Source organism: Pseudomonas sp. ATCC 13867, assembly GCF_000349845.1.
In the GTDB taxonomy this organism is placed as follows: domain Bacteria; phylum Pseudomonadota; class Gammaproteobacteria; order Pseudomonadales; family Pseudomonadaceae; genus Pseudomonas.
Genome location: NC_020829.1, coordinates 2009720 through 2032872 on the forward strand (window position 1 = coordinate 2009720; position 23153 = coordinate 2032872).

Sequence of the window (23153 nt, forward strand, 5' to 3'; positions counted from 1 at the left end):
ACCGCAAGCCGCCGGAATGATCCGTACCTCCGCCGGTCAGACCTACTAACGAATGGGGAGCGACGACGATGCGGATTACCCTGATCGACGGCCTGCACTGGGATGTCGAGGTGGACGGCAGTGGCGGCCTGTGCAACGCGCGCGGCGACAAGGTACACCTGCGGCAGGGCGACATGGACGGCGCCTGCGGTCCCTATTGCCTGGTGATGGCGATGCTGGCGCGCAACCAGCTGGGGCGCCGGCAGGCCAAGGGGCTGGCGCCGGTGGATTCGCGCACGCGCTACGGCCGCCTGATGCAGGCGCTGGAGCAACATGAGACGCTGATCCGCGTCGGCACCACCGGCGATGATCTGCTGGAGCTGCTGCGAGTCATCAGCGACAAGGAGTTCCGCGTCGAGCGCGGCAACGGCCGGCGCATGGTCGAACTGACGCGCCGTCACCTGGATGCGAACATTCCGGTGGTGCTGGGCTTCCATGGCCGCAAGGACAGCGACATCCGTCACTGGGGGTTGGCGGTCGGCATGAGCGACGACGCCTTTTTCCTGCTCGATCCGGCCCATGACCTGCAGCGTGGACTGGCCTGGAACGCAGTGTTGACGGCCCGCGCCAACGGCTCGCGGTTCGGCTACCGCTATCTCAACCCGAAGGGCACCTGGGCGGTGACGCTGAAGGAGATGGTGGCGCTGCTCTGATACCTGGGCCCGCGCAGGCTCATGGAGGAACGCCCGTGGCGCAGGCCACGGGCGAAGATCACATCAGGAAGAGGGTGTGACGGGTGGCTCGGCCAGGGTTTCGCGCTCGCGTACCCAGGACATGAACAGCTCGTAGCCCAGGGCCAGGACCACCGGACCGACGAACAGGCCGATGATGCCGTTGCTGAGCATGCCGCCCAGGGCGCCGATGAGGATCACCGGCATCGGCACCTTCACCCCGCGACCGAACATCAGTGGTTTGAGCACGTTGTCGGAGAGGCCGCCGGCCACGGTCCAGACAGTGAACAGGATGGACACCGGCAGCGAGTCGTTGGTGGCGAAGACGTAGACGATCGCCGGGATGGTGATCAGCACCACCGGCAACTGGGTGATGCCCAGCAGCAGTACGCCCAGGGCCAGCAGGCCGGCGCCGGGGATGCCCATGACGATGAAGCCGATGCCCAGAATCAGCATCTGGATGAAGGCGACGCCCACCACGCCCTGCGCGACGGTGCGGATGGTGGCGGTGCACAGCTGCGCCAGCCCCGGGCCCCGCTCCGGACCGGAGATGCGGATGGCGATGTCCTGGGCCGTGGTGGTGCCTTGCCTGCCATAGGCCATGATGACGCCGGCGATGACGAAGGCGGCGAGGAACTGCATCAGCGACATGCCGACGCCGGCCGCCTGGGCCAGCAGGCCCTTGGCGAAGCCTTGCAGGTGCGGCGCCACCTGGTGCACTACCCCCATGAAGTCGGTGGCGACGCGGCTCCAGAACGCATGGATGTATTGCCCGACCACCGGCCAGGTCGCCACCGAATCCGGCGGCAGGGGGATCCGCAGGGTGCGGTTCTGGATGCCCTGCACCACATCGCGCACCGAGTCGGCGATGGACAGGCCGAGTACCACCACCGGCACCAGCAGGAGCACCAGGCCGATCAGCACGATCAGGGTCGCGGCGCTGTTCGGGCGTTCACCCAGAACGCGGCTGAGCAGTTGGTGCAGGGGGTAGAGCGTGATCCCGAGGATCACCGACCACAGCATCAGGTCGAGGAAGGGGTGGAAGATCCTGAAGCAGAAGAGGGCCAGCAACAGAATCAGGCCGGCGCGGATGAGCACATCCAGCAGGTTGCGGGACAGCAGCTTTTCCGGGGGCGGGGGTAACATCGAGAGCTCCTTGCGGCGGGGGCCGGTGCGGCCCAGTCCTAACTATTGGCGGACTCTGCCCGAGTGCAAGGCGCGGAGGCAATAAAAGATGTTTGGAATGACGCGAGGGGGCGGAAGTACAAAACGGGCAGCCTGCCGGGGGGCGGCAGGCTGCCGGAAGAATTATTTCTTGCCGAGGCTGATGTGGCGGCTCGGTGCGCCGTAGTTCTGACCGGTGACGCCCTTGGCGATCTGCTGGATCTCGCCGCCGGACTTCAGGAAGGCGGCAACCTGGGCTTCCAGGGCTTCGCTGGTCGCGGTCGCGGCGGGTGCCTTGGGGGCGGCTTTCTGGCGGGTGGAGGGCTTGGAGGTCATGTCTGCCATACCTGTCTTCGCAAATTGGCCGCCCATTGTACACGAAATGAGCATCCTTCGGGGCAGGTAATCGCATGAGCGGTTTCGCGCCGTGCCGGCCGTCGCCTGCAATCGCCTGGCGGTGCTACGCTCGGAGGCCCTGATGCGCGCATCGAGTCGCCCATGCCCTTGTTGTCGTCCCGCCAGCGCAACGCCCTGCGCCTGGCCCGCGCGTTCCTCGCGCCGTATCGCTGGCACGCCCTGGGTGCGCTGGTCGCCCTGCTGTTCACCGCCGCGATCACCCTGTCGCTGGGCCAGGGTATCCGCATGCTGGTGGACCAGGGCTTCGTCACCCAGTCCGAACCGTTGCTCAACCGCGCCATCGGGGTCTTCTTTGTCCTGGTGGCCGGGCTTGCGGTGGGCACCTTCGTGCGTTTCTACCTGGTGTCGTGGATTGGCGAGCGCTTCGTCGCCGACATTCGCCGGCGGGTCTTCGATCACCTGATCGAGCTGCACCCGGGCTTCTACGAGAACAACCGCGCCTCGGAAATCCAGTCGCGCCTGACCGCCGACACCACCCTGCTGCAGACGGTAATCGGCTCATCGCTGTCGATGGCGCTGCGCAACACGCTGATGCTGATCGGCGGCGTGATTCTGATGTTCATCACCAATGCCAAGCTGACCAGCATCGTGGTCGCCTCGCTGCCGCTGGTCATCGCGCCGATCCTGCTGTTCGGCCGCCGCGTGCGCAGCCTGTCGCGGCTGAGCCAGGACCGCGTCGCCGATGTCGGCAGCTACGTCGGCGAAACCCTCGGGCAGATCAAGACGGTGCAGGCCTACAACCACCAGGCCCAGGATCGCCAGCACTTCGGCGCCACCGTCGAGCAGGCCTTCGATACCGCGCGCCGACGCATCCTGCAGCGCTCCTGGTTGGTCAGCGTGGTGATCCTGCTGGTGCTGGGCGCGGTGGGCGTGATGCTCTGGGTCGGCGGCATGGATGTGATCGCCGGCCGGATCAGCGCCGGCGAACTGGCGGCCTTCGTGTTCTACAGCCTGATCGTCGGCATGGCCTTCGGCACCTTGAGCGAGGTCATCGGCGAACTGCAGCGCGCCGCCGGTGCGGCCGAGCGCATCGCGGAACTGCTGCGGGCACGCAGCGACATCCAGCCGCCGGCCAGCGGCCTGCTGCAACTGCCGCAGCGAGTCAGCGGCAGCCTCTCGCTGGAAGGGGTGCGCTTCGCCTATCCCTCGCGCCCGGAACAGTGGGCCATCGACGGCATCGAGCTGCGCGTGGAGGCGGGGGAAACCCTGGCGCTGGTCGGGCCCTCCGGCGCCGGCAAGTCCACGCTGTTCGACCTGCTGCTGCGCTTCTACGACCCGCAGGAAGGGCGCATCCGCATCGACGGGCAACCGATCGCCCAGCTCGATCCCGCCGACCTGCGTCGCAGCTATGCCCTGGTGTCGCAGAACCCGGCGCTGTTCTTCGGCAGCGTGGAGGAGAACATCCGCTATGGCCGGCCCGATGCCTCCGATGCCGAGGTCGAGGCCGCCGCCCGCGCCGCCCACGCGCATGAATTTATTCTGCGTCTGCCGCAGGGCTATCGCACGCATCTGGGCGAGAGCGGCCAGGGACTTTCCGGCGGGCAGCGCCAGCGCCTGGCGATCGCCCGCGCGCTGCTGGTGGACGCACCGATCCTGCTGCTGGACGAGGCCACCAGCGCGCTCGATGCGGAGAGCGAACACCTGATCCAGCAGGCGTTGCCGGGGCTGATGAGCGGCCGGACCACGCTGGTGATCGCGCACCGGCTGGCCACGGTGCTCAACGCCGACCGTATCGCGGTGATCGACCACGGCCGGCTGGTGGCGCTGGGGCGGCATACCGAACTGGTGAACAGCAGCCCGCTGTATGCGCGCCTGGCCGAGCTACAGTTCGGGCAGGCGGAGAGCCTGTAGGAGCGAGCTTGCTCGCGAACTGCTTGACTGCGGAGCTACCGGGAAGCACGGTTCGCGAGCAAGCTCGCTCCCACACTTGTCCGGCAATCCGCATTCAATGCGCGTAGAATGCCCGCCCCGTTCACGAGGTAAGCGTCATGGCAGTCATAGGTCGGTTCAATTCGTTGCAGGTGGCCAAACACACCGAGTTCGGTCTCTACCTGGATGGTGGCGACCGTGGCGAGATCCTGCTGCCCAAGCGCTACGTGCCGAAGAACGAACCCACCGAGGTGGGTGACTGGCTCAACGTCTTCCTCTACTTCGACAGCGAAGACCGCATCATCGCCACCACCCTCAAGCCCAAGGTGCAGGTCGGCGGTTTCGCCAGCCTGAAGGTGGTGGAGGTCAACCGCGTCGGCCTGTTCCTCGACTGGGGTCTGCCCAAGGACCTGCTGCTGCCGCACTCGGAGGAGAAACGTCCGCTGCAGGTCGGTGACTACGTGGTGGTGCACGTCTACCTCGACGAACGCACCCGCCGCATCACCGCCACCGCGCGCCTGGATCGCTACCTGGACCGCACCCCGGCCGGTTACCGCGTCGGCCAGGCGGTCGACCTGCTGGTGGTGGAGCGTACGGACCTCGGCTACAAGGCGATCATCGACGGCAAGCACTGGGGCCTGATTCACAAGAACGAGATCTTCAAGTTCCTGCGCAACGGCCTGCGCGAGACCGGCTATATCAAGGAACTGCGCGCCGACGGCAAGATCAGCCTGAGCCTGCAGCCGGTGGGCGCCGGCGTGGCCGACGCGCTGGGCGAGCAGATCCTCGCCGCCTTGCGCGAGGCCGGCGGCAGCCTGCCCGTGAGCGACAAGAGCCCGCCGGACCTGATTGCCCGCCAGTTCGGGGTCAGCAAGGGCAACTTCAAGAAGGCTATCGGCGGGTTGTACAAGCAGGGCTTGATCGTCATCCATGACGATCGCATCGAACTCGGCTGATCAGCGCCCGGCGAACCTGGCGAGGGTGCCGGCCAGCTTCCAGCGGCGGCTGCCGCGCAGCAGGGCCAGTTCGCGCTCGGCCCGTTCGGCCCGCTGACGGGCGTCTTCCAGCTGTCGTAACAGGGCATCGTTGTCCGGCTGGTCGCGCATCAGGAAATGGCTTCGGGTGACCTGGAAGCCATCGAGGATGTTCGGCGGCATGCTCAGCGGCACGGCCAGTCCGGCATGTTCCCGGGCGACATAGAAGCGGTTGATCGCGTCGAACTGGACGAACTGGTAGCCGGCGTCGAGCAGCAACGGCTCCCACTCGGGAATCCGGTTGAAGGGCGATTCCAGCAGCACGATCCAGGGACGCCAGCGCTGGAAGTCCATCCCTTCCAGTACCTGCATCTCGAAGCCTTCCACATCGATCTTGAGGAAGTGCAGCGGGCGATCCTCCGCCAGGTGCTCGGCACAGATATCGGCCAGGCGCCGCACCGGAACCTGGTAGGGGGTGACCTGCATGCCGGCGCGGCGGTTCTGCTCGGCAACGGCGGTATCGAGGGTCGAAAGGCCGGTGTCGGCGATTTCGTGCAGGGTCAGCAGCTCTTCCCGGGCGCCCACCGCCATGCACAGGTTGATGTCGTCAATGCGCTCGGCGGCCAGCGCCTGGTAGTAGGCTGCGACCGGCTCGATGTTGATGCCGCGCCAGCCCCGCTCGTACAGGGCGCGGGTGACGGAGTCGTGGGTGGGATGGTTGGCGCCGACGTCGATGTAGTAGCCGGGCCCGAACAGCTGTAGTGAACGCCAGAGGGTGAGATCTTCGAAGTTCTGCGCGTAGGAGATGAAAGCCATCCGTGTTTCCCGTCGTTATCGCTGTTATTGGAATGAGGCAGGCGAGTGTCGCAGCCGTCGCAGTCGATGGCAATTGCTCAGTCCCGCTTGCCTATCAGTGACTGGGCCACCGCACAGCGCGGTTGCGCCGGCGCCAGCGACGCCATGCGCTGCAGGTCCACGGGCTTGCCGGGTTCGGCCCGGAGCTGGCGGCGCAGGTCGTCGAAGACCTGGTCGTGCTCCTTGCGAAAGCGCACCACCGGCCCCGGGCACAGGCGCAGGCCGTGACGGCGCAGCAGGCGGGCGGCGCTGCTGGCGAAGTTGAAGGCGATGTCGCCGGGCAGGTCGAAGCCATCGTTGAACGGCTGGCCGTCGATCTCGCCGTCCAGCTGGAATCTCACCAGCGCATCGCGGCTGGCCGGGTTCTCCACCTGATAGCTCAGGCGGATGATGTACTGCTGTCGGTCGATGCCCTGGCTGGAGTGGAGGGTGACCTGGGCGGGTGTGGTCATGCGCTTCTCCTGACGAGCGATGGGGCGCAGGCCGTCATGGAACGCGTGGCCTGTCGGGAGGCTCGATGTAATCCTAGTGTCGAGTTCGCGGGTTGCCACCTGGCTGACATGCATCAAGGGGGCGCCGGGCAGGTTGCTCCCAGCCGCAGGGTGCCTGTCCGCGGCGTGGGGGTGGCGCGGAGAGAGAGGCGCCGACGCGTCACATCATGTGACGGAAGCGGTTCCAGGCCTGCTCGACGGACAGCAGCCAGCTCGGCGTGGCCGAGCCGAAACCGGCGATTTCCAGGCGCGGATGGTGGCGCACCACCATGTCCAGCAGGGGTTCCTGCTCGGGTTTCACGTCGACGAAGAACACATGCCGGCCGGCATGCAGGCTGGGTTCGAAGCGGCGCACGTCATTGCTGGGGCGCTGCAGGCCGACGAAGCTGCCTTCCCACAGGCTGAAGCCCATCAGCACCGCGGCGAGGAACAGGACCGGAATCCAGCCCGCGGCGGTCTGCGTCCAGCCGCTCAGGTAGCCCGCCAGCAACACCAGCACTGCCAGCGAGGCGCCGATCAGCAGGCCGACCTTGCCCCAGTGCACCACGTCCTTTTTCATCACCGAGGGCACTTCATGCAGCCGATGCTCGTTCAGCTCGGCATCCTGGTCGCTCAGCACGTGCATTTGCTCCATGCTGATGCCGCTTTCCTGCAATTCGTGTTCGACCTCGTCCAGGTCGTCCAGATTGTCGCTGATGTAGTAATGCCTGTTCATGACGAACCTCCGCTCCCCCGGTCGTACCCCCTGGGTTTGACACCGATCTGCCGGGAATTTCGGCGGATCGCCGCCATTTGCTGAACTTCGTCAGTCTGAGTCTAGCACCGGCGAAATGGCTTCCGTGGCGCGGGGGCCCAGTGGTCGCGTGGCTTGCGCGCGGTTGGCGCATGATCGAGGATTGCCGCTTTCCGGCGAGGCCAGGAGCAGGACCGATATGATCCGCGAGATTCTCAAGATGGGTGACGAGCGCCTGCTGCGCGTAGCGCCGCCGGTGCCCGCGTCGATGTTTGGCAGTGCCGAGCTGCGGGCGCTGATCGACGACATGTTCGAAACCATGCACCACGTCGGCGGCGTCGGGCTGGCCGCTCCGCAGGTCGGGGTGGACCTGCAACTGGTGATCTTCGGTTTCGAGCGCAGCGAGCGTTACCCGGATGCCCCGGCGGTGCCGCCGACCATTCTGCTCAACCCGCTGATCACACCGCTCGATGAGGTGATGGAGGAGGGCTGGGAAGGTTGTCTGTCGGTGCCCGGCCTGCGCGGCTCGGTGGACCGCTACCGGCGCATCCGCTACCAGGGCGTCGACCCGCAGGGGCAGCCGATCGACCGCAGCGTCGAGGGGTTCCATGCCCGTGTGGTGCAGCACGAGTGCGATCACCTGATCGGCCGGCTGTATCCGTCGCGGATCACCGACTTCAGCAAGTTCGGCTTTACCGACGTGCTGTTTCCGGGGCTCGATCCGAGGGCGGATGACTGAGCGTGGGCCGTCCTTCGTAGGAGCGAGCTTGCTCGCGAACCCACCTGATACCTGCCTGTGCCGCCGGAAAAGCCGTTCGCGAGCAAGCTCGCTCCACAGGTGGGGCGCGTCGTGTTGGGGCTGAATCGGTAGGCGGATAGCCTCTCCCAAGGCTATCCGCGTGACGAGGGGCGAGCCCTCAGGAGGGTTGCTGCGGGGTGCCCAGCAGCGTCTTGCCGGTTTTCTTCTGCCGCTTGGCCATGCGCTTTTCGTGCGCGGTTTTCAGCGGCTTCTTCTTGCTTTGCTTCTTCGCGTCGAGACCTTTCATGAGCTTGTCCTCCGACGGGACGCCCTCGATCCGAGAGCTGACAGCTTCAGCATAGCCCTCGGGCGGCGCGCCGCGCGGCCGTTCAGCCGGCGGCGAGACGTTCCAGTTCGCGGCGCACCATCGCGGCGAAATGGGGCGGGCTCAGGCGGTACAGCTCGCTGGCCACCCAGGGCAGCCAGCGCGCGCCGAGGGTTTCGCGTTCGGCCAGCAAGCGCCGGGCTTCGGCCTCGGCGCGCTGGGCGTGTTCCCGATGGTAGTCGGCACGGCTCATGGGGCGCGGATTCAGCTCTTGGTGCAGTTCAGCGTCAGCGGATCGATGGTGATGCTGGCCAGCGGCTTGCCGTCGCTGCCGGTGTAGGCGTGGGTGACGCTCAGGTGGTGTTCGCGAAAGCGCTGCAGCAGGTCGGTCTGCTGGCAGGTGGTGCTTTCCAGCTGCGATTTCAGACCGTTCTCGAACTTGGCGCGGGCGCCCAGATCCATCTGCTCCAGGCGCAGGCTGGAAATCGCGTAGCGGTAATACAGCATCTTCTTCGCCGGGTCGAGCTGCACGCTGTTGAGGGTGGTGACCTTGTCCACCTGGCGCGGCAGGTTGGTGCGGGTGACCTGGTCGAAGTAGTCCACCGACTCCTTGAGGAACGTGGCTTCATCGGCGGTCTCGTCGGCCTGTACGGCATGGCTGGTGAGCAGCAGGAAGGGCAGGGCGAGGCGGGGGATCAGGCGGATCGGCATGCGGTTGTCCTGTACGGCAGTCGTAGGTAAAGGCGCGGGCGCGCCAGGGAGTTTATAGGCCATGACGCGCCGTTGCGCCTGGCATCGGCCGCCCGCCTGCGGTTATGGTTGGACCTGGAGCGCGCCACGCCTGGCTGCGCGAATCCGATGCAACAGCGCTCGCCTGGCGTGGGCGTACCCAGCGGCGGGCCGTCACCGGGGCGGCCATCACGAAGGACATCCGGGATGCGATTCATGGACATGCGCGGGCTCAGGTTGGGGCCCTGGACCTTGACCAGGCTGACGGTGAAGGCGTTTATCGACGACGAGATGCCCACCTATGCCGCCGCGCTGGCCTACCAGGGACTGTTTTCGCTGTTTCCCTTCCTGCTGTTCCTCATCGCCCTGCTGGGCTTCCTGCACCTGCCGGAGTTCTTCGACTGGTTGCGCGGGCAGGCCGACTACGTCCTGCCGGCACAGGCGCTGGAGCAGGTCAATCCGGTCATCGACCAGCTCCAGCAGCGCCAGGGCGGCCTGCTGTCGATCGGTATCATCGTCGCGCTGTGGTCGTCCTCGGCGGCGGTGCGCTCGCTGATGACCGCGCTGAACGCGGCCTACGACGTGCGCGAGGCGCGCCCGGCATGGAAGCGCATCCCGCTGTCGGTGCTCTACACCTTCGGTATCGTCGGCATGCTGCTGGCCATCGCCGCGCTGATGATCCTCGGCCCGCAGGTCATGGGCTGGATCGCCGGGCGGGTGGGGCTGGAGGACTACGTGGTGATCCTCTGGAGCGTGCTGCGCTGGCCGGTCATCGTCCTGCTGATGATGATGGCGGTGGCGGTGATCTACTACGTCACGCCCAACGTGAAGCAGAAGTTCCGCTTCATCACCCCCGGTTCGGTGCTGGCGGTCGTGCTGTGGATTTCCGCGTCCCTGGGGTTCGGCTTCTACGTGAAGAACTTCGCCGACTACAACGCCATGTACGGCAGCGTCGGCGCGATCATCGTCCTGCTGCTGTATTTCTATCTTTCTTCGGCGGTACTGCTGCTGGGTGCGGAGCTCAATGCGGTGATCGAGCACCACCTGCCCCACGGCAAGAGTCCCGGCGAGCGGACCTTCGAGCAGGCCGCTTCGGTGCCCGACGGGCGCTAGGGCTGCGCCTGCCGGCTGGCGACGGCGGATGGGGCGGCCAGCAGGCCGTCGACCAGCGTCAGGGCCTGTTCGAAGGACGGGTAGCCACTCCGGGCGACGTCCAGGCTGGCGTAGGCGTGCTGGTAGCGCCGGGCCTTGTTCGGATCGGCGTTGTCCACCAGATAGGGCTCGGACCAGATCTTGTACAGCAGCGCCACGGCATAGGGCTGACCCGCACCAGCGGCCTGTTCCAGCAGCGGCAGCACCTCGTCCACCTGCGGGCCTTCCTTGATCTTCAACAGCGCCCTGTAGAAGCTCGCCTCGCCGCGCACATCGTTGGCCCGGGCGCGATCGAGCAGGGCTGCGGCCAGTTCGTAGTTGCCCAGGTCGCCGGAGGCGATCAGCATCTTCGCCTGCAGCATGTCGTTCCGGTAGAGCAGGCGTTCGACGTGGCAGCGCTGGCTGTTCACGGGGGCGTCGCAGGGGGCGGTGGCGGAGCTGGAGCAGCCGGCCAGCAGCAACGACAGGCCCAGAATGGTCGGCAGGCAAGGCGGTTGAGGTTGGCCCATGCAAGTCCTCCGGAAGCCAATGGCAGGGTTCGACCGGTCTGTGTGCGCCGGTTCCCTGTGATGGCCAACAGCATAGTCGCTACCCCCTCACATGGCTTCGAAAACGGGTAACTTCGGCAGGCGGTCGATGAGGTAACCGATCAGGTCACGGCTCCTGGTCGGCAGATAGCGGCGAGAACCTGCGAGGGATCTGCTTTCGTAGCAGCGAGCTTGCTCGCGAACCCACTCAACGCCGGCCCTGCCGGCGAATCGCGGACAAGGTCCTACGACAAGCCGTCCCGGCTGGGCGTACAGCCGTTCGCGGTGGTATGTCGCTCTTGCGAGCCTGCTCAGGCCCCGAACACCGAGCCCATGCTGTCGTCGTCCATCCCGCGCTCCAGCTTTATCCTCAGCGCCAGGTCCGTGCGCGAATCGGCGAACTTGAGCGCGTCGGCGAGGCTGATGCGGCCTTCCTCCAGCAGCTTGTAGAGGCTCTGGTCGAAGCTCTGCATGCCGCTTTCCAGGGCGCGTTCCACCGCGCCCTTGAGTTCCGGCAGCTCGTCGCGCTGGATGATGCCGCGGATATGCGGCGTGCCCAGCATCAGCTCCACTGCTACCGCGCGGCGCTGGCGCGTGCCGGGGACCAGGCGCTGGCCGACCAGCGCCAGCAGGTTTTGCGACAGGTCGGCGAGCACCTGTGGACGGGCTTCGTCGGGGAAGAAGCGGGTGATGCGCTCGATGGCGTGACGGCAACTGGTGCCGTGCAGTGTGGCCACGCACAGGTGGCCGGTTTCGGCGTAGTGCAGGGCGTTCTGCATGGTCGGCGCGTCGCGGATCTCGCCGAGCATGATCACGTCCGGCGCCTCGCGCAGCACGTTGCGCAGGGCATCTGCGTAGCTGTGGGTGTCCAGGCCGACCTCGCGCTGGTCGATGATCGACTTCTGGTGGGAGTGGAGAAATTCGATCGGGTCTTCGATGCAGACGATATGGCCCGAGCGGTGGCGGTTGCGGAAGTCCAGCATGCTCGCCAGCGTGGTGGACTTGCCTGAGCCCGCCGCGCCAACCACCAGGATCAGCCCGCGATCCTGCATCGCCAGCTTGTCGAGGATCGGCGGCAGGCCGAGGGTGGTCACATCCGGGATCACCTGCTTGATCAGCCGCACCACCATCGCCACTTCGCCGCGCTGGTAATAGATGTTGGCGCGGAAGCGGCCGAGCTCCGGCACGCCGATCGCCAGGTTCATCTCCAGGTCGCGCTCGAACTCCGTCGCCTGTTCAGGCGTCATCAGTTGCCAGGCCAGGGTCTTCACTTCGCCATTGGCCAGCACGCGCTCGCCGACCGGCCGGCTGTGTCCCTCGACCTTGATGTGCGGCGGCGCGCCGACGCTGAAGAACATGTCGGAGCCGGCGTGTTGCGGCAGTTGGCTCAGGTAGGCGAAGACGTCGGGCAGGTCGGTGGTGCGGGCATCGCTCATGGGAAATCCTTCGTGCGGCGGTGAGTCCCTGCGAGGGGGCGCGTCTGTATTCAGCCTAGCCGGGATGTGGTTGTGGGACGCGAGCGTAGGAAAGGTTCGAGCACCGCGCCTTGACGCACCGCAGGAGGGGCAACTGAGGATGCCAGCCGGAGGGTGGATGGGGGAACTGGCCGGCAGTATTGATCACGTTGCCGCTCAACCCGAGGATGTTGCTCTGCCGCCGACATGTTCGGCGTACCCCGGTGACCGGCGTGGCAAGCGCCTGGTGCCGCCGGTGTGCGGCTCGATATAGGTGATGCAAGTGCCGGGGCGAGCCGGCATGAGGGGAGGCGCCGGGCCCATCGACGGGCGCGGCGCGGACGAAGCGGATCAGTCTTCGCGGCTGGTCACTTCCACCAGGTGGTAGCCGAACTGGGTCTTCACCGGACCCTGCACGACGTTCAGCGGCGCGCTGAATACGACCTGGTCGAACTCGCGAACCATCTGGCCAGGACGGAAAGTGCCCAGGTCACCGCCGCTGCGGCCGGACGGGCAGGTGGAGTTGTCGCGGGCCACCTGGGCGAAATCGGCGCCGCCTTCGATGGCAGCTTTGAGTTCATTGCACTTGGCTTCGCTGGAAACCAGGATGTGACGGGCGGATGCACGAGCCATGAGGTAACTCCTGAACAGGCGGTAGGAAAGGGCGAAGCCTAGCTGATTCGCGGCTGGAACCCAATGCCCGTTGGCGCGGCGAAGCCTCTCCGAGGGCGTACATCCTGGCGAGTTGGCGCGAGGCGAACCTGCTCTCGTAGGAGCGGGCTCCGCCCGCGACCAGCCCGGCACCGGAGCCGCCGGTAAATCCGTTCGCCAGCAGGCTCGCCCCTACAGGGCGCGGTTTCTCAGTCCCGGGTGCCGAACACCTTGGCCAGGTGCTGCTGGTAACGCTTCACATCGCCCTCGATGTCCGGGCGCTTCATCACGTCCACGCAGAGGAAGGTCGGCAGCGGGCTCATGCCGAGGAACTGGTTGGCCTTGTGGAAGGGGAAGTACACCGCGTCCACGCCCTTGCCCTCGAAGAAATCGGTCGGGTCGTCGAAGGCCTGCTGCGGCGCGTTCCAGGTGGCCGAGATCATGTACTGCTTGCCCTGCAGCAGGCCGCCGCTGCCGTATTTCTGCGAGGCGTCGGAACGGGTGCGGCCGTCGTTGGCGTAGAGGCTGCCGTGGCCGGCGGTGAACACCTCGTCGATGTACTGCTTCACCGTCCAGGGCGCGCCCATCCACCAGCCGGGCATCTGGTAGATCACCACGTCGGCCCAGAGGATCTTCTGGACTTCCTCGGCAATGTCGTAGCCGCCATCGACGAAGGTTTCCTTCACGTCGCAGCCGGCATGGTCGAGGTAGGCCAGCGCCGCTTCGTGCAGGGTCGCGTTGTAGCGGCCGTCGGAATGGGCGAATTGCTTGCCGCCATTGATCAGCAGGATCTTTTTCATGAAAGGGACTCTCGAAGTGGCACATTCTGGATGGCGGCAGGATAGCGACCGGGCAGCAGGGGAAAAACCCATTCCGGGGCAAAGGATACGTGCGTGAAACTCACGAATTGTGGGAATTGATTTGCGTCAGGATAAGGCAATTCTTTCCGCCTACCCGGAGCCCAGTTGCATGTACGCCTTCATCCTCCAAGCCCATACCCGTCCAGAGAAAGCCGAAGCCTTCGAGAACCTGTTCCGCGCCTACCTCGCACCGAGCCGCGCCGAGAGCGGCTGCCTCCAGTACCACATGCTGCGCGACGCCCATGATCCGACCCTGTTCACCTTCTTCGAGGTCTGGCAGAGCCGCGAGCACCTGGCCGTGCACATCGCGCTGCCACACATGCGCGAGTTCCACGAGCGGCGCATGGATTACCTGCGCCGCGATTTCGACATCCAGGACGTCGAGGTGATGGCGCCGTTGGCGCCCTGAGCCGCGCTCACGCCACCACCCGGTTGCGTCCCGTCGCCTTGGCCTTGTAGAGGTTCGCGTCCGCCGCAGCGATCAGCGCTTCGACGCTGTCCGCCGGGGTGTCCGACGTGCTCGCCACGCCGACACTGACGGTCACCACGCCGCGCTCGCCTTTCGCGTGGGGCAGGGCGGTGTCCTCCAGGGCGCTGCGGATCGATTCGGCCACGCGCTCGGCGTCGGCGGTGTTGCAACCGGGGAGGATCACTACGAACTCCTCGCCGCCGTAGCGTGCCGCGCCGTCGTCCGCGCGGCGGCAGCCCTGGCCGACCAGGTGTGCCACGTTGATCAGCGCCAGGTCGCCGCGCGGGTGGCCATAGTGGTCGTTGTAGGCCTTGAACTGGTCGATATCCAGCATCAGCACCGCCAGGTGCCCGTCGCCGCCGCGACGGCGCTGCCATTCGAGTTTTGCCTTCTCGTCGAACCAGCGCCGGTTGTGCAGGCCGGTCAGCGGGTCGGTGCTGGCTTCGGTGCGCAGGCGGTTTTCCTTGGTGTCGCGGCGGCGCAAGTGACGGCTCAGGCGGTAGGCGAAGAACAGGGTCGCGCCGTTGATCGCCAGCAACAGGCCGCTGGTGATCCAGGTGCGCTCGGCCCAGGTCTGGAAGATTTCCTCCCGGTACAACTCGACCGACACCGTCACTGGGTAGTCGCCGACGCGCCGATAGCCACGCCAGTAGGCGCCCGAGCCCTTGGGGTGCTGGCGGAAGGACTCTTTCTCGCCGCTGGCGACGAAGTTGCGGAACATCCTGCCCTCATCCTCGCGCTCGTACGTTGGCGCCGACGGCCACCGGGCCAGGACCGTGCCATCGAGCAGCCGGATCGACACCACTCCGCGCTTGCCCAGGTCCAGTTCGCGAACGAAGGTCTCCAGATGCCGCAGTTCCTTGATCGCCGCGACCACGCCGAGGACTTTGCCGTCCTTGTCCTGCACGGCGCGGCTGAGCGCGATGCTGGGCGAAGGATCCGGATAGGGGGGCATGAAGGGGTGGCTCAGGAACAGGCGCGAAGGGTTGGCGCGCGGGACTCTGAAGTACTCGCGCCGGGACAGGTCCTTGTGCGTTTCGCTGACGTGGTTGAGGTCCACCAGCAAGTGGCCGTTCGCATCGGTCACCACCAGCGTGCCCGCCATCATGGAGCTGGCGACGTGCCCCTGCACCAGTTCCTGCAGCACCTGGCGGGACAGTTCGGGGGTGGCCGAGCCGGCGATGACGTTGGCGAGGGTCTGCAGTGTCTGCTTGTGCACATCCAGGTCGCGGTGAAGATCCCGCTCCACCAGTATCAGGGTGTTCTTGCCGCTGGCATGGGCATAGGCCAGCGCATCCTGCCTCATCTGCAGCATGTGCCAGCCGGCCAGCAGCGACGCAGCCACCGCCAGCAGGAAGGTAATGAAGAAAATCCGTCGCGGGTAGAACACAGCAGCACCTCGCGCCTCGTTCGGAGCCTGTTCGGAAAACGTTCGGTTTCTTCCATTGTCCGATGCTCCGGAGGGCGTGCAATTGAAGTCAATCAAACCCTTGCCATAGATCAGGCCGCCCTGGGAAATACCCGTCGTTTGGGCCGCAAAGGGCCTGACGCGCCCCGGATCGCTTGCCAGCGCAGCCAAACGCCAGAGAATCACGCATCATGTACGCCATTTCGCCAAGGGAGTCCCGCATGGGTGCCACGTCTTTCATTCCGCGTAGCCTGCTGGTGTCGCTGGGGCTGCTGTCCGCCACCTTCGCTGTCGCCGCCGAGCAGGAGCAACTGGTCGCCGCCATCAACACCTATCGCGGCGAGGTACAGTCCTGCGCCGGCAGCGCCTCGCAGATCCTCCCGCCGCTGGCGGTGGAGCAGCGCCTGGCGATTCCCGCCGGCGCCGGCGACTGGAAGACCGCGCTGAACCAGACCGGCTACCCCATGAGCAGCGTGCGCATGCTCAGCCTCACCGGCCCGCGCGATGCAAACGCGGCGATGAAAGCCTTGCAGGAAAGTTTCTGCCAGGTACTGCTCGACCCGCAGTTCGTCGACGTCGGCGTGAGCCACGAAGGCGACGACTGGCGCATCCTGCTTGGCCGCCCGCTGCTGCAAGGCAAGCTCGGCACCTGGGAGGCCGAAGGCCAGCAACTGCTGCAGGCCATCAACGCCGCCCGTGGCCAGGCCCGCCAATGCGGCGGACAGAACTTCGGCAACGCCCCCGCGCTGAGCTGGAACGCCACCCTCGGCACCATCGCCGAAGGCCATAGTCGCGACATGGCCAACAACAACTACTTCGACCACAAGGGCCGCGACGGCAGCACCCCGGGCGATCGCGCCGAACTGGGCGGCTACAGCTTCCAGCAGATCGGCGAGAACATCGCCGCCGGGCAGGGCAACGCCCGCAAGGTCGTGGACAGCTGGCTATCCAGCCCCGGCCATTGCGCCAACCTGATGAACCCGCAGTTCCGCGAACTGGGCGCTGCCTACGCCGCCGACCCGAAGAGCGACGCCGGCATCTACTGGACGGCGATGTTCGGAGCACAGTAAGCATTCAGACCGACCCGCTCCCCCTGTAGGAGCGAGCTTGCTCGCGAACCCGCCGAAAGGCGGCCGGCCTGCCGGCCATCGCGGAGAAGCTCCGCTCCTACGAGAGCCAGCCAGCTCCGTGCATCAGGCCCTCATAGGATGGGGGTTTTGCAATACTCATCAGCGTCGCCGCCCACCTTCGATGGACATCGCTCCACGCCATCCTGCGGTGCTGTCGAAAGCCCAGGTCGCTCCATCCCCGAATGCCGCTCAAAGAAAAACCGGCGCCTGGGCGCCGGTTTTTCGTTTGTCGCTGCGGTAGTCGAAGAGACTTCCCGCCCGAACCATACGCTTAGTGCGCTTGGTTCAGGGTCAGGCGCATATGACGGTTCACATCCTTGTACAGCAGGTAGCGGAAGCGACCCGGGCCACCGGAGTAGCAAGCCTGCGGGCAGAAGGCGCGCAGCCACATGAAGTCGCCGGCTTCCACCTCGACCCAGTCCTGGTTCAGACGGTAGACCGCCTTGCCTTCCAGCACGTACAGGCCGTGTTCCATGACGTGGGTTTCGGCGAACGGAATCACGCCGCCCGGCTCGAAGTTGACGATGTTGACGTGCATGTCATGACGCATGTCGCTCATGTCCACGAAGCGAGTGGTGCTCCAGCGGCCTTCGGTATCCGGCATCACCTTCGGCTCGATGTCCTGCTCGTTGGTGACGAAGGCTTCCGGCAGCGGTACGCCGTCGACCTTCTGGTAGTGCTTGCGGATCCAGTGGAAGCGCGAGTGCTGGTCGGAGGTGTTGCGGAGTTTCCAGTCGGCGCCCGGCGGAATGAAGGCATAGCCGCCCGGCTGCAGGTTGTGCACCTGGCCCTGCAGGGTCAGGGTCAGCTCACCTTCGACCACGAACAGCACGGCCTCGGCGTTGACGTCCTGCTCCGGCTTGTCGCTGCCGCCGTTGGGGGCCAGCTCGACGATGTACTGGGAGAAGGTCTCGGCAAAGCCGGACAGCGGGCGGGCGATGACCCACATGCGCATGTTGTCCCAGAAGGGCAGGTGGCTGGTGACGATGTCACGCATCACGCCCTTGGGGATCACGGCATAGGCTTCGGTGAACATCGCGCGGTCGGTGAGCAGCTCGGTCTGTGCCGGGTGCCCGCCGTGCGGCGCGTAATAGCTGGTTTTGGCCATAGGACGATTCCTCATTGTTGTCTTGCTGCCCGGCGCCTGGCGCCGAGTCGAACAATTCGTGCGGAGCGGTGCGCCACCGGGGCGCTGTCCGTCGCTGGAAACCACGATATCCAGCGGCGGGTTCATGCACAAATTAAATGTTGGAATCCGCTATATTCATTTTTTAAATGTTAGAGTCGCACCGCTCAGCCCTGCGTGTCCTGGGCCAGAACCCGCGACAGCACGCGGGCGAGCTCCTTCACCTTCGGGTCCGCCGCCGGGCGGTGCAGCAGCGCCACCTCGAATACATCCACCGAGGGCAGGCCGGTGTTCTTCGGCAACACCGCGTGCTCCGCCGTCACCGCCCGCTGCGGCAGCAGGCCGATGCCCATGCCGTCGGCGATGGCCGACTGGATGCCGGAGAGGCTCGAACTGGTGAAACTGATATGCCAGCGCCGACCCACGGCCTCCAGCGCGGCGATCATCTCGTCGCGGTACACCCCGCGCGGCGGGAAGGTGACGATGGGCAGCGGGTCCAGCTCGATGCAGGGATTGCGGGCGCTGTCCACCCAGCGCGTCTTCTCCGGCCAGCAGGCCACCGCCTCGCGGGCATTCTGCCGTTGCTTGAGCAGCACCAGGTCCAGCTCACCCCGGTCGTAGCTGGCGGAGATGTCACGGCTCAGGCCGCTGGTGACCTCCAGCTTCACCTGTGGATAGCGCCGGTTGAAGGCCGCCAGCTGCTCGGTGGTGCGGCCGCTGGCGAAGTCATCCGGCACGCCGATGCGCACCGTCAGCGCCACCGTGGCGCCGGACAGCGCCTCGACCATCTCGTCGTTCAGCGCCAGCAGGCGCCGCGCATAACCCAGCAGCGTTTCCCCGGCGTCGGTGGGCAGCACATCGCGGTTGCCGCGCTCCAGCAGGCGATGGCCGGCCATCTCTTCCAGGCGGCGGATCTTCTGGCTGATGGTGGACTGGGTGGAGTGCAGGCGCGTGGCGGCCGTGGTGAAGCTGCCGCAGTCGGCCACCGTGACGATGGCCCGGAGCAGGTCTAGGTCGAACAGGCGGGTATTCGATTTTTCACTTTCGCTCATGGCGGTATCGGCTTTCTGAATGTCGATTCCGTTTTTAACAGCTCGCCCGCAACCCGGCAATCATCCCTGACGGGCCATGATCAGTGGGTGGTGAACTTCGACCAGGGATCTCCCGACCCCGCGCGCCGGTCACCCTTGCGTCGGTCCTCCTCGAAACGGATGCTCTGGCGCCGGTCGGTGCCGCTGCGCCGCTCCTTCCCGTGACGGGTATCGACCTGGACCTTCGGCTTGGCAGGCGTAGCCGGCGCCGCCTCTGCGGGCTCCAGGGGGATCAGGGTGAGTTCGTCGAGGTTCAGCTTGTCATCGGTGCTCATCGCATCGCTCCTGTGCGTCGCACAGCACTGAGCGTAGATCAGGCTTCGGCGCTCTTGTGTGGGTTCTACGGTGTTGGCTCGATGTTGTGCTTGCTTGATCTCAAGCACGCCATTGAACTGACTATGGCTGAGCCCCCAAGGGTGTTGGCATTCAGGGGGAGCTAAGCTAGCTGCGTAAGAACGTTACCAAGTCCTACGGTGATCGTCAGCGAGGATTCGGCACCAGCAGGGGTAATCAAAGGGGCTTGTTCATTCATCGCGCCGACATATTTTGTAGTAAGTGGCTGAGAAAGCTTTTGAGATTCATATCACACGCTCTATACCGGTGATTTGACCGTGTTGGAGAGGACGTCTTTTCTGGCGTCGTTGCAAGTCTTTGCCTGCAAGCCGTTGGATGTCGGCCTTGCGTACTCTCAATGCGTTTCAGGGATGAACCGATGGCTGATGAGCGCTCTTCGCGGGCTGACGCCGCGCCAGTGATCGATACAGGTCTCGCGACCTTGGTCATGCTGGCGCGCTTTCATAATGTGGCAGCCTCCCCTGAGCAACTCGCTCATGAGTTTGCCGAGGATGACCAGCGTTTCGGTCGTGCCGAACTTCTTCTTTCTGCCAAGAAGCTGGGCCTCAAGGCCAAGTCTGTGCACAGCTCGCTGCGCCGCCTGGATACCACTCCACTCCCTGCCATTGCTGCCGATCATGAAGGCCATTACTTCATCATCGCTCGCCTCGATGATGGCAAAGCCCTCATCCATGACCCGCAGGCTCAGCGTCCCGAGGTTCTGAGCCTTGAGGCACTGGAGGCGCGTTGGACCGGTGAACTGATTCTGATCCGCTCCGAGGCCTCCCTGTCTGGCGAGCTGTCACGTTTCGACTTCACCTGGTTCATTCCGGCCATCGTCAAGTACCGCAAGCTGCTGGGCGAAGTGCTGCTGGTGTCGTTCGTGCTGCAGATCTTCGCGCTGCTCACGCCGCTGTTCTTTCAGGTGGTGATGGACAAGGTGCTGGTGCACCGTGGCCTGTCGACCCTGGATGTGATCGCCATCGGCCTGCTCGGCATCATGATCTTCGAGACCCTGCTGTCGGGCTTGCGCAGCTATGTGTTCGCCCATACCGCGAGCCGCATCGACGTGGAGCTGGGGTCGAAGCTGTTCCGCCATCTGGTGACCCTGCCGCTGGCGTATTTCCAGGCCCGTCGGGTGGGGGACTCGGTGGCGCGGGTACGTGAACTGGAGAACATCCGCAGCTTTCTCACCGGCAATGCCATCACGCTGATCCTCGACGTGCTGTTCTCCGTGGTGTTCATCGCGGTGATGTTCTACTACAGCGGCTGGCTGACCCTGGTGGTGATTCTGTCGCTGCCGCTGTATTTCCTGGTGTCTCTGCTGATCACCCCGGTCTTGCGCGCGCGCCTCAACGAGAGCTTCTCCCGGGGCGCGGAAAACCAGGCCTTTCTGGTGGAGACGGTCAACGGCATCGATACCCTCAAGGCCATGGCGGTGGAACCGCAGATCAACCGCAAGTGGGACAACCAACTGGCCGGTTATGTGGCTGCGAGTTTCAAGACGCAGAACCTTTCCATGCTGGCCAATGAAAGTGTTGGTTTCATCGGCAAGCTGGTCACCGTGGCCACGCTCTGGCTGGGCGCGCGCCTGGTGATCGAGGGTGACCTGACGGTCGGCCAGTTGATCGCTTTCAACATGCTGGCCGGGCGGGTCTCACAGCCGATCATGCGCCTGGCCCAGCTGTGGACCAACTTCCAGCAGACCGGCGTCTCGGTGCAGCGCCTGGGCGACATCCTCAATACCCGCACCGAACTGTCCCAGGCCACCCGTAGCGCGCTGCCGCCCCTGAAAGGGCAGATCGAGTTCGATCAGGTGCACTTCCGCTACCGCCCGGATGGCTCGGAGATTCTGCGTGGCATCAGCTTGCACATTCAGGCTGGCGAAGTGATCGGTGTGGTCGGCCGCTCCGGCTCTGGCAAGAGCACCCTCACTCGACTGCTGCAGCGTCTTTATACGCCTGAGCGTGGCCGGGTGCTGGTCGACGGTATGGACCTGGCCCTGGCCGACGTCTCCTCCCTGCGTCGGCAGATCGGCGTAGTGCTGCAGGACAACATGCTGTTCGCCCGCAGCATCCGCGAGAACATCGCGCTGACCGATCCGGGCGCACCCATCGAACAGGTGATGCAAGCGGCCAAGATGGCCGGTGCTCATGAATTCATCCTGGAACTGCCAGAAGGCTACGACACCGTGGTTGGTGAGCACGGTGCTTCGCTCTCCGGCGGCCAACGGCAACGCATCGCCATCGCCCGCGCTCTGATTGGCAACCCGCGCATCCTCATTTTCGACGAGGCCACCAGCGCGCTGGACTACGAGTCCGAACGCATCATCCAGCAGAACATGCAGGCCATCTGCAAGGGCCGCACGGTGATCATCATCGCTCACCGCCTGAGTGCGGTGCGCGACGCCAACCGCATCCTGGTGATGGATCGCGGGCAGATCGTCGAGCAGGGCAGCCATGCCGAACTGCTCACCCATCAGGCCGGCCACTATTCCCGTCTGCATCGCCTGCAGCAAGGCGGTGCCGCATGAGTGCCAAGCGCGAGCTGATCAACCGCTACCGCCAGGCCTGGCGCCACTCCTGGCGTAACCGCCGGACGATGGATGCACCGCTGCGGCTGAACCACGAAGTGCACTTCCTGCCCGCCGCCCTGGCGCTGCAGGAGGCTCCCGTCCACCCCGCACCACGGATCATTCAGTGGACGATCATCGCATTCGCCGTGATTGCGCTGCTCTGGGCCTGCATCGGTGAGATCGACGTGGTCGCCACCGCCACCGGCAAGATCGTGCCCAGCGGCAAGAGCAAGGTCATCCAGCCCAGTGAAGTGGCGGTGGTCAAGGCCATCCATGTTTACGACGGGCAGCGCGTGAAAGCTGGAGAGCTGCTGGTCGAACTGGACACCCAGATCACCGGTGCTGACGTCCAGCGCTTGAAGAGCGACCTGCTGGCGGCCCAGGTCGACAGCGCCCGGGCCGGTGCCCTGCTTGATGCCATCGAGGAAGGCCGAGAACCCGCCTCCTTGGCCAGCCGCATCGCGCAAGCCAGCGAAGCCCAACAGCGCTCGGCACAGATCTGGTTGCGGGGCCAGTACCTGGAACTGCAGAGCACCCTGCAGCAAAGCGATGCCGAGATCGCTCAGCGCACGGCGGAGATTCAGGCCGCCCGCGCCTGGGTGGCCAAGCTGCAGGAATCCTTGCCCATCGCCCGACAGCTGGCAGCAGACTACAAGCGTCTGCTCGACAAGGCCTATGTCGCCAAGCACGCCTATATGGAGAAGGAACAGCAGCGCCTGGATCAGGAGCGCGAGCTGGCCGTACAACAGGCGCGCGTACTGGAGCTGCAGGCGGCCAAGCAACAGGCCGAAAGCCGCCGCCAGAGCGTACTGGCACAGACCCGCCGGGCGATGCTCGACCTCCTGCATGAATCCGAACAGCGTGCCGCTGGCCTGCAACAGGAACTGAGCAAGGCCGAACAACGCAACCGCCTGATGCACCTCACCGCGCCGGTGGACGGCACCGTCCAACAGCTGGCGATCCACACCGCGGGCGGCGTGGTGACCGAAGCCCAGCCACTGATGGTCATCGTGCCCAGCAATCAGCCGGTGGAAGTCGAGGCCATGCTGGAGAACAAGGACATCGGCTTCGTGCGCCCAGGTCAGGAGGTGGAGGTCAAGGTCGATACCTTCACCTTCACCAAGTACGGCGTGGTGCACGGTACGGTCGTGAGCATCTCCGACGACGCCATCGAGGATGAGCGTCTGGGGCTGGTGTACAGCACGCGCATTCAGCTCAAGGAGAACAGCATTGTGGTGGGTAGCCAACAGGTAGCATTGTCGCCCGGGATGTCGATCAGGGCAGAGGTGAAGACCGACAAGCGCAAGGTGATCGATTACTTCCTCAGCCCGTTGCAGCAATACGTGGACGAAAGCCTGGCAGAGCGCTGAC

25 protein-coding genes are annotated in these 23153 nt (G+C 65.4%); 9 read left to right on the plus strand and 16 right to left on the minus strand.

The window, feature by feature from the left end; all coding sequences use genetic code 11:
* Positions 1-68 precede the first annotated feature (68 nt).
* Positions 69-692 (plus strand): hypothetical protein, encoded by a 624-nt coding sequence (locus H681_RS09215; RefSeq protein ID WP_015476585.1) that lies wholly within the window; start codon positions 69-71, stop codon positions 690-692.
* A 63-nt stretch (positions 693-755) separates the two neighbouring features.
* Here the strand turns inward: H681_RS09215 and H681_RS09220 are convergent, their stop codons facing one another.
* Positions 756-1856 carry an AI-2E family transporter gene (locus H681_RS09220; protein ID WP_015476586.1) on the minus strand — a complete coding sequence of 367 codons (1101 nt, stop codon included), beginning with the start codon at positions 1854-1856 and terminating at the stop codon, positions 756-758.
* A gap of 162 nt (positions 1857-2018) precedes the next feature.
* Positions 2019-2219: a hypothetical protein gene (locus tag H681_RS09225; protein WP_041711847.1), complete on the minus strand. Its 201-nt coding sequence runs from the start codon at positions 2217-2219 to the stop codon at positions 2019-2021.
* Positions 2220-2372: 153 nt separating this feature from the next.
* On the opposite strand from H681_RS09225, the gene H681_RS09230 reads away from it, so the two are divergent.
* Positions 2373-4142 (plus strand): ABC transporter transmembrane domain-containing protein, encoded by a 1770-nt coding sequence (locus H681_RS09230; RefSeq protein WP_015476588.1) that lies wholly within the window; start codon positions 2373-2375, stop codon positions 4140-4142.
* Positions 4143-4279: 137 nt separating this feature from the next.
* A complete protein-coding gene (locus H681_RS09235) occupies positions 4280-5116 on the plus strand; it encodes a CvfB family protein (RefSeq protein ID WP_015476589.1) in 837 nt (278 codons plus the stop codon).
* Here the strand turns inward: H681_RS09235 and H681_RS09240 are convergent, their stop codons facing one another.
* From H681_RS09240 to H681_RS09250, 3 genes are all read right to left on the minus strand, one after another.
* A complete protein-coding gene (locus tag H681_RS09240; protein ID WP_015476590.1) occupies positions 5117-5950 on the minus strand; it encodes an FkbM family methyltransferase in 834 nt (277 codons plus the stop codon).
* 77 nt (positions 5951-6027) lie between these two features.
* Positions 6028-6441 carry a DUF5064 family protein gene (locus tag H681_RS09245; RefSeq protein WP_015476591.1) on the minus strand — a complete coding sequence of 138 codons (414 nt, stop codon included), beginning with the start codon at positions 6439-6441 and terminating at the stop codon, positions 6028-6030.
* 199 nt (positions 6442-6640) lie between these two features.
* A complete protein-coding gene (locus H681_RS09250; RefSeq protein ID WP_015476592.1) occupies positions 6641-7195 on the minus strand; it encodes a hypothetical protein in 555 nt (184 codons plus the stop codon).
* Positions 7196-7412: 217 nt separating this feature from the next.
* On the opposite strand from H681_RS09250, the gene def reads away from it, so the two are divergent.
* Positions 7413-7952: a peptide deformylase gene (gene def / locus H681_RS09255; protein ID WP_015476593.1), complete on the plus strand. Its 540-nt coding sequence runs from the start codon at positions 7413-7415 to the stop codon at positions 7950-7952.
* Between the two features lie 178 nt (positions 7953-8130).
* Here the strand turns inward: def and H681_RS27050 are convergent, their stop codons facing one another.
* The 3 genes from H681_RS27050 to H681_RS09265 all read right to left on the minus strand — a co-directional run bounded on the left by H681_RS27050 (position 8131) and on the right by H681_RS09265 (position 8988).
* Positions 8131-8259 (minus strand): hypothetical protein, encoded by a 129-nt coding sequence (locus tag H681_RS27050; RefSeq protein WP_269078306.1) that lies wholly within the window; start codon positions 8257-8259, stop codon positions 8131-8133.
* An 82-nt stretch (positions 8260-8341) separates the two neighbouring features.
* Complete coding sequence (locus H681_RS09260) at positions 8342-8530, minus strand: hypothetical protein (protein ID WP_015476594.1); 189 nt, start codon at positions 8528-8530, stop codon at positions 8342-8344.
* An 11-nt stretch (positions 8531-8541) separates the two neighbouring features.
* Positions 8542-8988, minus strand: coding sequence for a hypothetical protein (locus tag H681_RS09265; protein ID WP_015476595.1), 447 nt, complete (start codon positions 8986-8988; stop codon positions 8542-8544).
* A gap of 225 nt (positions 8989-9213) precedes the next feature.
* Between H681_RS09265 and H681_RS09270 the strand changes: the two genes are divergently transcribed.
* Positions 9214-10119, plus strand: coding sequence for a YihY/virulence factor BrkB family protein (locus H681_RS09270; RefSeq protein ID WP_015476596.1), 906 nt, complete (start codon positions 9214-9216; stop codon positions 10117-10119).
* On the opposite strand, the gene H681_RS09275 is transcribed toward H681_RS09270, so the two are convergent.
* The 4 genes from H681_RS09275 to H681_RS09290 all read right to left on the minus strand — a co-directional run bounded on the left by H681_RS09275 (position 10116) and on the right by H681_RS09290 (position 13590).
* Positions 10116-10667, minus strand: coding sequence for a hypothetical protein (locus tag H681_RS09275; protein ID WP_015476597.1), 552 nt, complete (start codon positions 10665-10667; stop codon positions 10116-10118). The two genes, H681_RS09270 and H681_RS09275, sit on opposite strands and share 4 nt — an antisense overlap.
* 329 nt (positions 10668-10996) lie before the next feature.
* Positions 10997-12121, minus strand: coding sequence for a PilT/PilU family type 4a pilus ATPase (locus H681_RS09280; protein ID WP_015476598.1), 1125 nt, complete (start codon positions 12119-12121; stop codon positions 10997-10999).
* 369 nt (positions 12122-12490) lie between these two features.
* Positions 12491-12772 carry a peptidylprolyl isomerase gene (locus H681_RS09285; protein ID WP_015476599.1) on the minus strand — a complete coding sequence of 94 codons (282 nt, stop codon included), beginning with the start codon at positions 12770-12772 and terminating at the stop codon, positions 12491-12493.
* Positions 12773-12999: 227 nt separating this feature from the next.
* On the minus strand, positions 13000-13590 hold the full coding sequence (locus tag H681_RS09290; RefSeq protein WP_015476600.1) for an NAD(P)H-dependent oxidoreductase: 591 nt from the start codon (positions 13588-13590) through the stop codon (positions 13000-13002).
* 169 nt (positions 13591-13759) lie between these two features.
* On the opposite strand from H681_RS09290, the gene H681_RS09295 reads away from it, so the two are divergent.
* Entirely contained in the window at positions 13760-14059 is a 300-nt protein-coding gene (locus tag H681_RS09295; protein ID WP_015476601.1) for a putative quinol monooxygenase, read from the plus strand.
* A gap of 7 nt (positions 14060-14066) precedes the next feature.
* Here the strand turns inward: H681_RS09295 and H681_RS09300 are convergent, their stop codons facing one another.
* Positions 14067-15509, minus strand: a complete 1443-nt coding sequence (locus tag H681_RS09300) for a sensor domain-containing diguanylate cyclase (RefSeq protein ID WP_015476602.1) — start codon at positions 15507-15509, stop codon at positions 14067-14069.
* Between the two features lie 239 nt (positions 15510-15748).
* Here H681_RS09300 and H681_RS09305 point away from each other — a divergent pair, with 239 nt between their 5' ends.
* On the plus strand, positions 15749-16597 hold the full coding sequence (locus H681_RS09305) for a CAP domain-containing protein (RefSeq protein ID WP_015476603.1): 849 nt from the start codon (positions 15749-15751) through the stop codon (positions 16595-16597).
* Between the two features lie 331 nt (positions 16598-16928).
* On the opposite strand, the gene H681_RS09310 is transcribed toward H681_RS09305, so the two are convergent.
* The 3 genes from H681_RS09310 to H681_RS09320 form a co-directional block, all read right to left on the minus strand.
* A complete protein-coding gene (locus tag H681_RS09310) occupies positions 16929-17765 on the minus strand; it encodes a bifunctional allantoicase/(S)-ureidoglycine aminohydrolase (protein ID WP_015476604.1) in 837 nt (278 codons plus the stop codon).
* Positions 17766-17950: 185 nt separating this feature from the next.
* A complete protein-coding gene (locus H681_RS09315; protein WP_015476605.1) occupies positions 17951-18835 on the minus strand; it encodes a LysR family transcriptional regulator in 885 nt (294 codons plus the stop codon).
* Positions 18836-18915: 80 nt separating this feature from the next.
* Positions 18916-19149 carry a hypothetical protein gene (locus H681_RS09320; RefSeq protein ID WP_015476606.1) on the minus strand — a complete coding sequence of 78 codons (234 nt, stop codon included), beginning with the start codon at positions 19147-19149 and terminating at the stop codon, positions 18916-18918.
* A gap of 437 nt (positions 19150-19586) precedes the next feature.
* Here H681_RS09320 and H681_RS09325 point away from each other — a divergent pair, with 437 nt between their 5' ends.
* Both H681_RS09325 and H681_RS09330 read left to right on the plus strand, forming a co-directional pair.
* Positions 19587-21740 (plus strand): type I secretion system permease/ATPase, encoded by a 2154-nt coding sequence (locus H681_RS09325; RefSeq protein ID WP_041711849.1) that lies wholly within the window; start codon positions 19587-19589, stop codon positions 21738-21740.
* Positions 21737-23152, plus strand: coding sequence for an HlyD family type I secretion periplasmic adaptor subunit (locus H681_RS09330; RefSeq protein WP_015476609.1), 1416 nt, complete (start codon positions 21737-21739; stop codon positions 23150-23152). Before H681_RS09325 ends, H681_RS09330 begins: the two co-directional genes overlap by 4 nt.
* Position 23153: the final 1 nt, after the last annotated feature.

Bases quoted from the DNA above. Each gene is read 5' to 3' on its own strand.
- H681_RS09230 (WP_015476588.1), top strand. From the start codon at position 2,373: ATGCCCTTGTTGTCGTCCCGCCAGCGCAACGCCCTGCGCCTGGCCCGC.
- H681_RS09260 (WP_015476594.1), bottom strand. From the start codon at position 8,530: ATGAGCCGTGCCGACTACCATCGGGAACACGCCCAGCGCGCCGAGGCC.
- H681_RS09285 (WP_015476599.1), bottom strand. From the start codon at position 12,772: ATGGCTCGTGCATCCGCCCGTCACATCCTGGTTTCCAGCGAAGCCAAG.
- H681_RS09215 (WP_015476585.1), top strand. From the start codon at position 69: ATGCGGATTACCCTGATCGACGGCCTGCACTGGGATGTCGAGGTGGAC.
- H681_RS27050 (WP_269078306.1), bottom strand. From the start codon at position 8,259: ATGAAAGGTCTCGACGCGAAGAAGCAAAGCAAGAAGAAGCCGCTGAAA.
- H681_RS09245 (WP_015476591.1), bottom strand. From the start codon at position 6,441: ATGACCACACCCGCCCAGGTCACCCTCCACTCCAGCCAGGGCATCGAC.
- def (WP_015476593.1), top strand. From the start codon at position 7,413: ATGATCCGCGAGATTCTCAAGATGGGTGACGAGCGCCTGCTGCGCGTA.
- H681_RS09280 (WP_015476598.1), bottom strand. From the start codon at position 12,121: ATGAGCGATGCCCGCACCACCGACCTGCCCGACGTCTTCGCCTACCTG.
- H681_RS09290 (WP_015476600.1), bottom strand. From the start codon at position 13,590: ATGAAAAAGATCCTGCTGATCAATGGCGGCAAGCAATTCGCCCATTCC.
- H681_RS09235 (WP_015476589.1), top strand. From the start codon at position 4,280: ATGGCAGTCATAGGTCGGTTCAATTCGTTGCAGGTGGCCAAACACACC.
- H681_RS09250 (WP_015476592.1), bottom strand. From the start codon at position 7,195: ATGAACAGGCATTACTACATCAGCGACAATCTGGACGACCTGGACGAG.
- H681_RS09225 (WP_041711847.1), bottom strand. From the start codon at position 2,219: ATGGCAGACATGACCTCCAAGCCCTCCACCCGCCAGAAAGCCGCCCCC.
- H681_RS09330 (WP_015476609.1), top strand. From the start codon at position 21,737: ATGAGTGCCAAGCGCGAGCTGATCAACCGCTACCGCCAGGCCTGGCGC.
- H681_RS09320 (WP_015476606.1), bottom strand. From the start codon at position 19,149: ATGAGCACCGATGACAAGCTGAACCTCGACGAACTCACCCTGATCCCC.
- H681_RS09310 (WP_015476604.1), bottom strand. From the start codon at position 17,765: ATGGCCAAAACCAGCTATTACGCGCCGCACGGCGGGCACCCGGCACAG.
- H681_RS09240 (WP_015476590.1), bottom strand. From the start codon at position 5,950: ATGGCTTTCATCTCCTACGCGCAGAACTTCGAAGATCTCACCCTCTGG.
- H681_RS09275 (WP_015476597.1), bottom strand. From the start codon at position 10,667: ATGGGCCAACCTCAACCGCCTTGCCTGCCGACCATTCTGGGCCTGTCG.
- H681_RS09325 (WP_041711849.1), top strand. From the start codon at position 19,587: ATGGCTGATGAGCGCTCTTCGCGGGCTGACGCCGCGCCAGTGATCGAT.
- H681_RS09265 (WP_015476595.1), bottom strand. From the start codon at position 8,988: ATGCCGATCCGCCTGATCCCCCGCCTCGCCCTGCCCTTCCTGCTGCTC.
- H681_RS09220 (WP_015476586.1), bottom strand. From the start codon at position 1,856: ATGTTACCCCCGCCCCCGGAAAAGCTGCTGTCCCGCAACCTGCTGGAT.
- H681_RS09270 (WP_015476596.1), top strand. From the start codon at position 9,214: ATGCGATTCATGGACATGCGCGGGCTCAGGTTGGGGCCCTGGACCTTG.
- H681_RS09305 (WP_015476603.1), top strand. From the start codon at position 15,749: ATGGGTGCCACGTCTTTCATTCCGCGTAGCCTGCTGGTGTCGCTGGGG.
- H681_RS09315 (WP_015476605.1), bottom strand. From the start codon at position 18,835: ATGAGCGAAAGTGAAAAATCGAATACCCGCCTGTTCGACCTAGACCTG.
- H681_RS09295 (WP_015476601.1), top strand. From the start codon at position 13,760: ATGTACGCCTTCATCCTCCAAGCCCATACCCGTCCAGAGAAAGCCGAA.